At 71.9% G+C, this 12,312-nt stretch carries 14 protein-coding genes; 6 read left to right on the plus strand and 8 right to left on the minus strand.

Translation table 11 applies throughout. From position 1 onward, the window contains the following. Positions 1–19 precede the first annotated feature (19 nt). Entirely contained in the window at positions 20–1,144 is a 1,125-nt protein-coding gene (locus MTF69_RS18600; protein WP_243335959.1) for a magnesium and cobalt transport protein CorA, read from the minus strand. A gap of 417 nt (positions 1,145–1,561) precedes the next feature. On the opposite strand from MTF69_RS18600, the gene MTF69_RS18605 reads away from it, so the two are divergent. The 4 genes from MTF69_RS18605 (at position 1,562) to MTF69_RS18620 (ending at position 4,531) form a co-directional block, all read left to right on the plus strand. Further along, entirely contained in the window at positions 1,562–2,146 is a 585-nt protein-coding gene (locus tag MTF69_RS18605) for a suppressor of fused domain protein (RefSeq protein ID WP_243335961.1), read from the plus strand. A gap of 79 nt (positions 2,147–2,225) precedes the next feature. Further along, positions 2,226–2,873, plus strand: coding sequence for a DUF6758 family protein (locus MTF69_RS18610; RefSeq protein WP_243335963.1), 648 nt, complete (start codon positions 2,226–2,228; stop codon positions 2,871–2,873). Between the two features lie 117 nt (positions 2,874–2,990). After that, positions 2,991–3,857 (plus strand): PHP domain-containing protein, encoded by an 867-nt coding sequence (locus MTF69_RS18615; RefSeq protein ID WP_243335965.1) that lies wholly within the window; start codon positions 2,991–2,993, stop codon positions 3,855–3,857. Positions 3,858–3,925: 68 nt separating this feature from the next. Beyond that, positions 3,926–4,531 (plus strand): MarC family protein, encoded by a 606-nt coding sequence (locus MTF69_RS18620; RefSeq protein ID WP_243335967.1) that lies wholly within the window; start codon positions 3,926–3,928, stop codon positions 4,529–4,531. 79 nt (positions 4,532–4,610) lie between these two features. Here MTF69_RS18620 and MTF69_RS18625 read toward each other — a convergent pair whose 3' ends face one another. From MTF69_RS18625 to MTF69_RS18635, 3 genes are all read right to left on the minus strand, one after another. Then, positions 4,611–4,763, minus strand: a complete 153-nt coding sequence (locus MTF69_RS18625; protein WP_243335969.1) for a hypothetical protein — start codon at positions 4,761–4,763, stop codon at positions 4,611–4,613. 93 nt (positions 4,764–4,856) lie between these two features. Next, positions 4,857–5,768, minus strand: a complete 912-nt coding sequence (locus MTF69_RS18630; RefSeq protein WP_243335971.1) for an alpha/beta fold hydrolase — start codon at positions 5,766–5,768, stop codon at positions 4,857–4,859. 106 nt (positions 5,769–5,874) lie between these two features. Further along, on the minus strand, positions 5,875–7,950 hold the full coding sequence (locus MTF69_RS18635) for a DEAD/DEAH box helicase (protein ID WP_243335972.1): 2,076 nt from the start codon (positions 7,948–7,950) through the stop codon (positions 5,875–5,877). Positions 7,951–8,415: 465 nt separating this feature from the next. Between MTF69_RS18635 and MTF69_RS18640 the strand changes: the two genes are divergently transcribed. After that, on the plus strand, positions 8,416–9,174 hold the full coding sequence (locus MTF69_RS18640; protein ID WP_243335974.1) for a ferritin-like fold-containing protein: 759 nt from the start codon (positions 8,416–8,418) through the stop codon (positions 9,172–9,174). A 125-nt stretch (positions 9,175–9,299) separates the two neighbouring features. On the opposite strand, the gene MTF69_RS18645 is transcribed toward MTF69_RS18640, so the two are convergent. The 4 genes from MTF69_RS18645 to MTF69_RS18660 form a co-directional block, all read right to left on the minus strand. Continuing rightward, positions 9,300–9,602: a hypothetical protein gene (locus MTF69_RS18645; RefSeq protein ID WP_243335976.1), complete on the minus strand. Its 303-nt coding sequence runs from the start codon at positions 9,600–9,602 to the stop codon at positions 9,300–9,302. Positions 9,603–9,742: 140 nt separating this feature from the next. Continuing rightward, complete coding sequence (locus tag MTF69_RS18650; protein WP_243335978.1) at positions 9,743–9,970, minus strand: DUF3107 domain-containing protein; 228 nt, start codon at positions 9,968–9,970, stop codon at positions 9,743–9,745. A 173-nt stretch (positions 9,971–10,143) separates the two neighbouring features. Beyond that, positions 10,144–10,782 (minus strand): TetR/AcrR family transcriptional regulator, encoded by a 639-nt coding sequence (locus MTF69_RS18655; protein ID WP_214949215.1) that lies wholly within the window; start codon positions 10,780–10,782, stop codon positions 10,144–10,146. 146 nt (positions 10,783–10,928) lie between these two features. Beyond that, entirely contained in the window at positions 10,929–11,144 is a 216-nt protein-coding gene (locus MTF69_RS18660) for a hypothetical protein (RefSeq protein WP_243335979.1), read from the minus strand. A gap of 120 nt (positions 11,145–11,264) precedes the next feature. Here MTF69_RS18660 and MTF69_RS18665 point away from each other — a divergent pair, with 120 nt between their 5' ends. Continuing rightward, on the plus strand, positions 11,265–12,311 hold the full coding sequence (locus MTF69_RS18665) for an alpha/beta fold hydrolase (protein WP_243335980.1): 1,047 nt from the start codon (positions 11,265–11,267) through the stop codon (positions 12,309–12,311). Position 12,312: the final 1 nt, after the last annotated feature.

Raw genomic sequence — 12,312 nt, forward strand, 5'->3', positions numbered from 1 at the left:
GCCAGCGGCCCCCGCACCCTCACAGCCAGCCGTTGCGGCGCAGGGCCCGGTGGATGGTGAAACAGGTCCCGGCGATGGCGGCCATCACCATCGGATAGCCGTAGCGCCACTGGAGCTCCGGCATGTGCTCGAAGTTCATCCCGTAGACCCCGCAGATCATGGTGGGCACGGCGATGATCGCCGCCCAGGAGGTGATCTTGCGCATGTCCTCGTTCTGCGCGACGGTCGCCTGTGCCAGGTTCGCCTGGAGGATGGAGTTCAGCAGCTCGTCGAAGCCGACGACCTGCTCGTGCACGCGGGCCAGGTGGTCGGCGACGTCGCGGAAGTACTTCTGGATGTCGGGCTCCACCAGCCGCATCGGGCGCTCGCTGAGCAGCTCCATGGGACGCAGCAGCGGGGAGACGGCCCGCTTGAACTCCAGCACCTCGCGCTTGAGCTGGTAGATGCGGCCCGCGTCGCCGCCGCGCGCGGCGCCCTTGGCGGGGGCGGCGAAGACCTCGCTCTCCACCTCGTCGATGTCGTCCTGCACGGCCGCGGCGACGGCGATGTACCCGTCGACCACGTGGTCGGCGAGGGCGTGCAGGACGGCGGACGGCCCCTTGGCGAGGAGCGCCGGGTCGTCCTGGAGGCGGTGGCGCAGGCCCTTGAGGGAGCCGTGGCCGCCGTGCCGGACGGTGATGACGAAGTCGGGGCCGGTGAAGCACATCACCTCGCCGGTCTCCACCACCTCGCTGGTGGCGGTGAGTTCGGCGTGCTCGACGTAGTGGATCGTCTTGAAGACGGTGAATAGGGTGTCGTCGTAGCGCTCCAGCTTCGGCCGCTGGTGCGCGTGCACCGCGTCCTCCACGGCGAGCGGGTGCAGCCCGAACACGGCGGCGATCCCCGCGAACTCGGCCTCCGTCGGCTCGTGCAGGCCGATCCAGGCGAAACCGCCGTCCGCGCGGACCTCGCGCAGCGCCTCACGGGGCGTCAGACAGGAGACCCCCTGCGCGCGCACGTCGCGCCGCCCGTCGCGGTAGACGGCGCAGTCCACCACCGCGCTGTCCGCGGACGGGTCGCGGGTGGTGTCGTAGCCCGGCTGTGCCGGGGTGGACCTGCGCAGCGCGGGGCGGACGGCGGCACGGAGGTAGGGCAGCATCGACATGGCAGGCTCCTTCGCGCGCACGGCTGCGGACCGTACGGGTGGGAGGTCCTTCCGGACGGCACGCTCACCCGGTCGGCAGTCCGGGCGGGCAGGCGGAAGGATCAGGACGGGAGGACACGTTTCTTCCGTCGCTCTTCGACCGATCCGGCGTGTTGATTCAAAGACGCGCGGATCAAAGGGGGCGCGGCGCGCCCGTCGGCGAAGGGGAAGAGCGAGAGGTACCGCACGTACTGTGCGATCGACTTCGATGCACCGCAGCCCCACCTCCTCCGGCCGGTCCCCCGTAAGGGACGTCCTGTCGCCGGGGCACTGAAACTTCTCTTCTGAGAGCGTCCCCGACCAGCGGTCAACGATATCAGCCGACGGATGGTCAAGAGGCGCTCTTTACCCGGCTGATACGAGTTCTATGCTCGCTCCATGGCAGAAATTCTGGCCCTTGTGGAAGCCCGGCTGCGCGCCGTGCTCGGCGAACCCGATGCCCGCGCCGCCGTCACCTTCCTGGGCACCGACCGTTTCGAAGTCCTCCGCTTCACCGAGGGCGACCTCGTGCGGTACGCGACCCTCGGCATGTCCGCCCAGCCGATGACCGACCCGACGGCGGTGGTCTCCGACCCGGTGCGAGGCCCGCGCGCGGAGCTCGTGCTGACCGTACGGGGCGGGCTCGCGCCCACCGACAAGCTGCTGCGTCCGCTGGCCGTGCTGGCGGCGTCGCCCCAGGTGGAAGGACTCGTCGTGGCGCCCGGCGCCTCACTGGACGTGGGTGAACCCCTGTGGGACGGGGCGCCGTTCACCTCCGTGCTCGTGGGGGAGCCCGGCGGCCTGGTCGAGGACATCGTCCTGGACGACCCCATGGACCCCGTCTCCTTCTTCCCCCTCCTGCCGATGACGGCGAACGAGGCGGCCTGGAAGCGGGTCCACGGCGCGGCCGCCCTCCAGGAACGCTGGCTCGCGCGCGGCACGGATCTGCGGGACCCTCTGCGTACGGCAGTCGCACTGGACTGAGCATCCGGCCACCGCCCGGCCGCCCGGACGGGTGATCGCATCTTGACGGGGCGCGTGGCGGGGAGGAGCGTGGCTTCTTATGAGGGGCGAACCGAGTTGCCCGAAGTGCGGTGGACGGGTCAGGGCGCCCGGTCTCTTCGCCGACTCCTGGCAGTGCGCGCTGCACGGCACCGTCCATCCGCTGCAACCCGTGATCCCGCCGAGCGTCGAAGGCCTGGGCGTGGTGGTGAACCGGGCGCAGGTGCCGGTCTGGATGCCCTGGCCGCTGCCCGTCGGCTGGCTGTTCACCGGGGTCGCCTCCGCCGGTGACGACCGCAGTGGCGGCCGGGCCACCGCCGTGGCCTGCTCGGGTCCCGGCCCGCTCGGCGGCATCGGCGAGCTGCTGCTGATCGCCGAGGAGCTGGGCGTCGGCCTGGGCGCGCGGTTCGCCGGCCTCGACGCCCCCGACCCGGGCCGCTACATGAACGTCTCCGCCCCGCCGCACGCCAAGGTGGTCGCCGCCGGGCGCCCGACGCCCCTGTGGCACGTCACCGGCGTCCCCGAGGACCGGGCCGTCTTCGCCGGCGAGGCGCGCGGGCTGTGGCTGTGGGCGATCGTCTGGCCGGAGCAGTCGGGCCTGCTGATGTACGACGAGCTGGTCCTGACCGACCTGCGCGACGCGGGAACCGAGGTGGAGCTGCTGCCTTGCGGCGCCCTGAGCCCACGCATTGTTTCCCAGCCTTCTTGACGCGCCGGCCTCCGTCCGGCGGTCCGGGGCGCGGGCGGTCCGGTGGGGCCCGTACCGGGGGAAGCGGACGGTATCCTGGAGCGTCCCCCGTCCGCGTGTGAACCCTGGAGTTCGGCTGTGCGCATCGATCTGCACGCCCACTCCACGGCCTCGGACGGTACGGACACCCCCGCCGAGCTGGTGCGCAATGCCGCCGGTGCCGGGCTCGACGTGGTGGCGCTGACCGACCACGACACCGTTGCCGGATACCGCGAGGCCATCGCCGCGCTGCCCCAGGGGCTGACCCTGGTCACCGGCGCCGAGCTGAGCTGCCGTCTCGACGGCATCGGCATGCACATGCTGGCGTACCTCTTCGACCCCGAGGAGCCCGAGCTCCACCGTGAGCGGGAGCTCGTCCGCGACGACCGCATCCCGCGCGCGCAGACCATGATCGGCAAGCTGCAGGGCCTCGGGGTGGACATCACCTGGGAGCAGGTGGCCCGGATCGCCGGTGAGGGCTCCGTGGGACGCCCGCACATCGCCGCCGCGCTCGTCGAGCTGGGCGTCGTGCCCACCGTCTCGGACGCCTTCACCGCGGACTGGCTCGCCGACGGCGGCCGCGCGTACGCCGAGAAGCACGAGCTCGACCCCTTCGACGCGATCCGCCTGGTCAAGGCGGCCGGCGGGGTCACCGTCTTCGCGCATCCCGCCGCCGTCAAGCGCGGCACCTGCGTGCCGGAGAGCGCGATAGCCGCCCTCGCCTCGGCCGGCCTCGACGGCATCGAGGTCGACCACATGGACCACGACGAGGCCACCCGCGCACGCCTGCGCGGCCTGGCCGGCGACCTCGGTCTGCTGACCACCGGGTCCAGCGATTACCACGGCAGCCGCAAGACCTGCCGCCTCGGGGAGTACACGACCGACCCCGAGATCTACGGCGAGATCACCCGCCGTGCCACCGGGGCGTTCCCGGTCCCCGGCGCCGGTGGACGCGTGCGCGGCTGACCGCTGCCGCCGCCCCCTCCCGCTCTGCCCCTTTTTTTCGTGACACCCCTCACCTGCAAGGCATCACTGTGCTCGATTTCGCCGTCTTCGGATCCCTCTTTCTCACGCTTTTCGTGATTATGGACCCCCCGGGGATCACGCCCATCTTCCTCGCGCTGACCTCCGGCCGCCCCGCCAAGGTGCAGCGCCGCATGGCCTGGCAGGCCGTCTGCGTCGCCTTCGGCGTCATCGCCGTCTTCGGCCTCTGCGGCCAGCAGATCCTCGACTACCTGCACGTCTCCGTGCCGGCCCTGATGATCGCGGGCGGACTGCTGCTCCTGCTCATCGCGCTCGACCTGCTCACCGGCAAGACCGACGAGCCGAAGCAGACCAAGGACGTGAACGTCGCGCTCGTCCCGCTCGGCATGCCGCTGCTCGCCGGGCCCGGCGCGATCGTCTCGGTGATCCTGGCCGTGCAGAAGGCCGACGGGATGACCGGGCAGTTCTCGGTGTGGGCCGCGATCGTCGCGATGCACATCGTGCTGTGGGTGGTGATGCGCTACTCGCTCGTCATCATCCGCGTGATCAAGGACGGCGGTGTGGTCCTCGTGACGCGTCTGGCGGGCATGATGCTGTCCGCGATCGCCGTCCAGCAGATCATCAACGGCGTGCTCCAGGTGATCCAGACCGCGTAGCGCCCCGCGCGACCCGCCGCGCATGCGAACGCCCCCGCACGGATCGGTGCGGGGGCGTTCGGCGAATAGGTGGACGCGGTCAGTTGGACACGGTCTCGGCCGGTCGGATCAGGATGCGCTGGCCTACGGCCGCGGCCTGCTGCACGATCCGGTTGACGGAGGCCGCGTCCACGACGGTGCTGTCCACGGCAGATCCGTCGACGTCGTCCAGGCGCAGAATCTCGAAGCGCACGGGGCTTCTCCCTTCGTCAGTGTTTCTCCTTGTACAGGGTTAACGAAGTGTAAGCCGCAAACATTCCCTACGCTAAGGAAATTTTTTCCTTGTCTAACTACTAACGGGTACCGGAGACGTCGGAGACCCCGCCAGAGCCCCGCCAGAGCCCTGCCAGAACGCCGCCAGCGCCGCCGCCGTGGCCGCCGGATCCTCGGCGTTCGGGGAGTGTTCCGTCCCCGCGACCACCACCCGCGCCGCCCCCAGCCGGTGCGCCATCGCGTCCATCTCCGACACAGGCCACACCGGGTCCGACTCCCCGGACAGCACCAGTTTGGCCAGCCCGGGGGCCGCGGCGGCCAGCTCGTCGATCCGGTCCGGCTCCTCGATCAGCGCCCGGCCGGTGACCATCAGCTGCTCGGGGACGGTCCCCAGCCAGCGGGCGCGCAGGAAGGCCGCGAGGGCCGGGTCCTCGGGGGGCGCGTCGCGCGGATCCATGGCGCGCATGGCCGCCCAGATGCCCTCCATGTCGTCGCCCATCGCCTCCAGCGCCGAGACCAGCAGCTTCGTGCGGCTCTGCTGGTCCGCGCAGACCGCGCCCGGGCCGCTGCTCAACAGCGTGAGGCTGGCGTACGGGGCCGGATCGCGGACCACGGCCGCCCGGACGATCAGCCCGCCCAGCGAATGCCCGAGCAGGTGTACCGGACCCGCCGCGTCCAGGGCGGCGGTCTGCGCGAGGACGTCCTGCGCCAGTTCCGCCAGGGCGTACGGGGCCTGCGTGCGCGGGCCACCGCTCTCGTGCTGGCCGCGCCCGTCGACGGCGACGACGCGGTATCCGGCGTCGGCGAGCGGCCCGAGGAGGCCGATGAAGTCCTCCTTGCTGCCGGTGTAGCCGGGCACCAGCAGGGCGGTACCGCGGGCCGGCCCGCCGGGCACCGCCTCGTGCACGGCGAACTCGCCGCGGGCCGTGGTCAGCCGGTACGCGCGGGCTGCGGGCGGGAGCGTGAGGGTCGGCGGCTTGCTCATGGGCCGAGGTTACCGGCCCGTACGCCCGTACGGGAGCTCCGCCCGGGTCCGGGTACGCCGATGGCCCCGGCCCCCTCGAAAGGGGACCGGGGCCATCGGCAGGGCGTTACGCCTCCGGGGTCTCCACCGCGGCGACGGCCTTGCGGGTCCGCGTGCGCTTCGGCTTGGCCGGAGCCTCCTCGGCCGGGGCGGCGGCGTCGTCGGCCGGAGCCTCCGGGGCGGCGGCCGCGACCTTGCGGGTCCGGGTGCGCTTCGGCTTGACCGGAGCCTCCTCCGCCACCGGAGCGGCGGCTTCGGCGACGACCTCGGCGGCCGGGGCGGCTGCTGCGACCTTGCGGGTCCGCGTGCGCTTCGGCTTGACCGGGGCCTCCTCGGCGACCGCGACCGCGACCGGAGCGGCCGCGGCGACGGCCGGAGCGGCCGGAGCCTCGACCACGGCGGCCTGGGCGACGATCTCGGCCACCGGGGCGGCGACCGGAGCGGCCGCGGCCTTGCGGGGGGCACGGGCGCGCGGGGCGCTGGTGCGGGCGGCGCCGGTGCGGCGCTCCCGGACCGGCTCGACCATCGGAGCCATCTGGAAGTCGGGCTCGGGCTCCACGACGAACGGGGCCAGGGGCTCCAGCGCCGCCGCGGGGGCCACGAAGGTGGCGGCCGGAGCGGCCGACCGGGTCCGGCGACGGCGCGGCTTGCGCGCCTCGTCGGCGGCCGGAGCCTCCGGAGCCTGCACCGCCGCGGCGGGCGCGGCGACGGGGCTGACCGGCGTGGCCTCGGTGGTCACCGGGGCCAGGAGCTCGGCGCCCTGGTCCGAGCCGCCGCGGGTGCGGCGACGCTGGCGCGGGGTCCGGGCGGCACGCTCCTCGGCGACCGGAGCGGCGGCACTGCGGCCACCGTCACGGCCACCGTCTCGTCCGCCATCGCGTCCACGGTCACGACCGGCGTCACGACCGCTGTCACGGCCACCGTCGCGGCCGCCACGGCCACCGCGGCCGCCGGTCTCGCCCAGGTCTTCCAGGTTCTCGGCCTTCAGGCCGGCCCGCACGCGCTCGGCGCGCGGCAGGACACCCTTGGTGCCGGCCGGGATGTTCATCTGCTCGTACAGGTGCGGGGACGTGGAGTACGTCTCCACCGGGTCGTGGAAGTCCAGCTCCAGCGCCTTGTTGATCAGCTGCCAGCGCGGGATGTCGTCCCAGTCGACCAGGGTGACGGCGATGCCCTTCTTGCCCGCGCGGCCGGTGCGGCCCACGCGGTGCAGGAAGGTCTTCTCGTCCTCGGGCGTCTGGTAGTTGATGACGTGGGTGACACCCTCGACATCGATGCCGCGCGCGGCGACGTCGGTGCAGACCAGCACGTCGACCTTGCCGTTGCGGAAGGCGCGCAGCGCCTGCTCGCGGGCACCCTGGCCCAGGTCGCCGTGGACGGCGCCGGACGCGAAGCCGCGCTTCTCCAGCTGCTCGGCGATGTCGGCCGCCGTGCGCTTGGTGCGGCAGAAGATCATGGCGAGCCCGCGGCCTTCGGCCTGCAGGATGCGGGAGACGAGCTCCGGCTTGTCCATGTTGTGCGCACGGAAGACGTGCTGCGTGGTGTTGGCGACGGTCGCGCCCTCGCCGTCCTCGGAGACGGCGCGGATGTGCGTCGGCTGCGTCATGTACCGGCGGGCCAGTCCGATGACCGCACCCGGCATGGTCGCCGAGAACAGCATCGTCTGCCGCTTGGCCGGCAGGTAGCTCATGATCCTCTCGACGTCGGGCAGGAAGCCCAGGTCGAGCATTTCGTCGGCCTCGTCGAGGACGAGGGCCTTGACCTTGGAGAGGTCGAGCTTCTTCTGCCCGGCCAGGTCGAGCAGGCGGCCCGGGGTGCCGACGATGACGTCGACGCCCTTCTTGAGCGCTTCGACCTGCGGCTCGTACGCGCGGCCGCCGTATATGGCGAGGACGCGGACGTTGCGGACCTTGCCCGCGGTGAGGAGGTCGTTGGTGACCTGGGTGCAGAGCTCGCGGGTCGGAACCACCACGAGGGCCTGCGGGGCGTCGGTGAGCTGATCCGGCGTGGAACGGCCGGCCTCGACGTCCGCGGGGACGACGACGCGCTCCAGCAGGGGGAGGCCGAAACCGAGCGTCTTGCCGGTACCGGTCTTGGCCTGGCCGATGACGTCCGTGCCGGACATGGCGACGGGGAGGGTCATCTCCTGGATCGGGAAGGGGGACACAATGCCGACGGCCTCAAGGGCTTCGGCCGTCTCGGGAAAGATCCCGAGGTCTCGGAACGTAGTCAGGGTGCTGCCTCTTCTGTGAGACGCGGCGCGAGGCGGCGAAGGGGGTCGTACCGTGCCGGGCTTGCAGTACTACTGCGTACGTACGAAGCTGCGCGGGACCACGAGCCATCGCTCAGGCGCTTTATGCCGCTGAGGGGGCCCCTCGTGGGAGGCGGTACGTATGAACGTACGCATCACGCCGAGGGCGGTCGGGTGGAGCCGATCGGGCCACCGACCGGGCATCCTCATTCGGATGGCCCGCCGAGTGTTCGGCAGGCGCATTACCACTGTACCCCGGAATCTCGCAGCTGTGTCGGGTGAATTCACCAGGTAGGCGCGTTTACGTGGACTGAGCAGGTGGTTCATGGTGCCTTTCGGCGAGCTATTGTGCGGAGCATGTCGACCGTTGAAAACGCATCGCCCGCCGACGAAAGCGCCCCCTCCGAGGCAGCCGGCATCGCCGCCCAGGACTGGGCCACGGCCTCCGCCTCGCCGCAGTACCGGGCCGCCGTGGTGGATCTGCTCGGGGCGCTCGCGTACGGCGAACTCGCGGCCTTCGAACGCCTTGCGGAGGACGCGAAGCTCGCGCCCACCCTCGGCGACAAGGCCGAGCTCGCGAAGATGGCCTCCGCCGAGTTCCACCACTTCGAGCGCCTGCGCGACCGGCTCACCGCGATCGACGAGGACGCCACCGCCGCGATGGAGCCCTTCGCGAAGGGCGTCGACGACTTCCACCGCCAGACCGCCCCGTCCGACTGGCTGGAAGGCCTGGTCAAGGCCTACGTCGGCGACTCCATCGCCAGCGACTTCTACCGCGAGGTGGCCACCCACCTCGACACGGACACCCGCGGGCTCGTCGTGAGCGTGCTCGACGACACGGGCCACGGCGGCTTCGCCGTCGAGAAGGTGCGCGCCGCCATCGAGGCCGACCCGCGCTGCGGCGGCCGGCTCGCGCTGTGGGCCCGCCGGCTGATGGGCGAGGCCCTGTCGCAGGCGCAGCGCGTGGTCGCCGAGCGCGACGCGCTCTCCACCATGCTGGTCGGCGGGGTGGACGGGATGGCGGCCGGCTTCGACCTGGCGGCCGTCGGCGAGATGTTCACCCGGATCACCAAGGCGCACACCAAGCGCATGGCGGCCCTTGGCCTGGCGGCGTAGTCCCGGCCCCGAGGCGTACGACGGCCCCCGCGCGGAAGCTCCGCGCGGGGGCCGATGCCGTAGGCCGGTGAGGCTGCCGGTCAGTGAAGCTGCCGGTCAGTGGGGCTGCCCGTCAGTGGGGCCGTCTAGCCCCGCGTCGGAACCGAAAACGGAGTCCGGTGGGACGGCCTCGCAGTCCGGCCGGCGGGCCGCAGCAGCAGGGACAGGACCACCGCCGAGACCAGCGCACCGCCGATGAGGGTCGCGAACAGGTTGTTGTGCCCGGGGCCCAGCGCGGTGTGCGTGAGATAGGCGCCGAAGAGCGCGCCGGCCACTCCGCTCAGCAGCACCGCCCGCGGAGAGGGCAGCCGCGAGCCGAGTGCACGGACGGCTGCCCCGGCCAGGGCGAGGCCCAGGAGAGCGGAGCCGAGCGCCTCGATCAGCAGCATGGGGGTTCCTCTCGAACGGCGGACGTACCGGGGCGTACCGGGAGCGTGCTCTTACAGCGGTCCTACCCGAAGCGGAGGAAACGGAAACGGCCCGGCGGGTCGTCCGCCGGGCCGTTCTCGGTACTTCTGGAGCGTTCGGCTCAGAGAGCGCCGAAGCCGACCTTGCGCGCGCTGGGCTCGCCCAGGTCGACGTACGACAGGCGCTCGGACGGCACGAGGACCTTGCGGCCCTTGATGTCCGTGAGGCTCAGCAGCGGCGCCGAGCCGGACAGGGCGGCGGTGACGATGCTCTCCAGCTCCTCGGCACTCAGGTCGCTCTCGAGCACGATCTCCCGGGGTGCGTGCTGCACGCCGATCTTGACCTCCACGGCCTTGTCCCTCCGACGGTCCGGTTCGCGCGATCAGCCGCGCCGTTACCCGGTCCACATTAGCCCGGAGAGGGGACGTGTCCGCCGCGCGGCGAAAACGCTCGCAGCGAACAGCCGCCGGTCAGACCGGCGGGGACCGCCGGGGCCGGCCCGGAAAGCCGGGCCGGCGCTGCTCAGACGTCCGTCGGGTGCAGCGGGAAGCCGGCGATTCCGCGCCAGGCGAGGGAGGTCAGCAGGCCCACCGCGGTGTCACGCGCGACCGGGCTCTCGCTCGACAGCCAGTACCGGGCCACGACCTGTGAGACCCCGCCCAGGCCCACGGCCAGCAGCATCGACTCGTCCTTCGACAGGCCGGTGTCCTCGGCGATGACGTCCGAGATGGCCTCGGCGCACTGCAGCGAGACGCGGTCGACGCGCTCGCGCACCGCCGGCTCGTTCGTCAGGTCCGACTCGAAGACCAGCCGGAAGGCGCCGCCCTCGTCCTCGACGTACGCGAAGTAGGCGTCCATGGTCGCGGCGACGCGCATCTTGTTGTCGTTCGTCGACGCGAGCGCGGTGCGCACGGCGAGCAGCAGGGCCTCGCAGTGCTGGTCCAGGAGCGCCAGGTAGAGGTCGAGCTTGCCGGGGAAGTGCTGGTAGAGCACCGGCTTGCTGACTCCGGCACGCTCCGCGATGTCGTCCATGGCCGCTGCGTGGTAACCCTGCGCGACGAAGACCTCCTGGGCGGCGCCCAGGAGCTGGTTGCGCCGGGCCCGGCGCGGAAGTCGCGTGCCCCGCGGACGCGCTGCCTCGGTCTGCTCGATGGCTGTCACGCCGCCTCCCACTTTCTTTAGAACACAATGCGCCTTGCGTCGCGCGGCCATCGTACTTTTCGGTAACCGAATCTGGTGGGTTCAAGCCGAGTTTTCTCGCGGTACGGACCGCCGGTTACCCGCCGGAGATGCTGGTCAGCGCTTGCTCAGCGGTAATCGTCCTCGTCCAGGGCCACCACCCGGGTCTGCTCGGCGGCGTCCCCGTCGGAGGCTTCGCGCTGGCCCACGGGGGTCAGCGGATCGTCCTCGCTCGGATTCAACTCCGCGTTCTGCTCCGCCGCGTCCGCCTCGGGGGCTTCCACATCGAGGGTTTCCCGCAGCTCTGACTGGAAGGTGTCCGGTTCCGCAGGGTCGACAGTCATGGAGCACCCCTTTCCACCTACGAGCCTAGGAGGATCCCGCATACCCCGCTAGGCGGTTCCGCATGCATCTGTGACGGCGAACACAAGAGGACCCGCGTGATCGTCTCGTAACATTGCCCCATGTCTTCGACCGAGCTGCCGGGTGTACGGTCCACCGCCGCGCCGTCTTCCCAGGTGGGAGCCGTGCGAGTGGCCGAAGGGGAGCAGCTGCGCACCGACCGGCTGCCCGGGCTGGAAATGAACGTACGGGTACGCCCGCCCGTCCGGGCCGGTTTGCCGCCCGCGCTCTTCGTCCACGGGCTCGGCGGTTCCTCGCAGAACTGGTCCGCGCTCATGGGGCGGCTGGCCGATTCCGTCGACGGCGAGGCCGTGGACCTGCCCGGTTTCGGCTGGTCCCCGCCGCCCGCCGACCGGGACTACTCCGTCACCGGGCTCGCGCGCGCCGTGATCCGCCACCTCGACGCCGCCGGGCGCGGACCGGTGCACCTATTCGGGAACTCCCTCGGCGGGGCCGTTTCCACCCGGGTCGCGGCCGTCCGGCCCGACCTCGTGCGCACGCTGACGCTGGTCTCCCCGGCCCTGCCCGAACTGCGCGTGCAGAAGTCGGCCGTGCCGACCGCGCTGCTCGCCGTACCCGGCATGGCCGGGGTGCTCGACCGGCTCACCCGCGGCCTGAGCGCCGAGCGGCGCACCCGGGGGCTGACGGACCTCCTGTACGGAGACCCCTCCCGGGTGAAGCCCGAGGTGTTCGAGGCGGCCGTCGAGGAAATGGAACGGCGGCTCGCGCTGCCGTACTTCTGGGACGCGCTGACCCGTTCCTCGCGCGGCATCGTCGACGCTTACACCCTCGGCGGGCAGCACGGACTGTGGCGCCAGGCGCAGCGGGTGCTCGCGCCGACCCTGCTGGTCTACGGTGGCCGGGACCAGCTCGTCTCGTACCGTATGGCGCGCAAGGCCGCCGCGGCCTTCCGGGGTTCGCGGCTGCTGTCCCTGCCCGAGGCGGGACACGTGGCGATGATGGAGTACCCCGAGGTGGTCGCGGCCGCCTTCCGGGAGCTGCTGGACGCCACCGGGGACGGGGACGGGGACACCGTGAACACCGTGAACACCGCGAATACCGTGAAGACCGTGCACATCATGAACACCGACGAGGACGGCAAGGGCTGAG

The sequence above is a fragment of the Streptomyces sp. AP-93 genome, from assembly GCF_022808175.1.
Classification (GTDB): Bacteria; Actinomycetota; Actinomycetes; order Streptomycetales; family Streptomycetaceae; genus Streptomyces.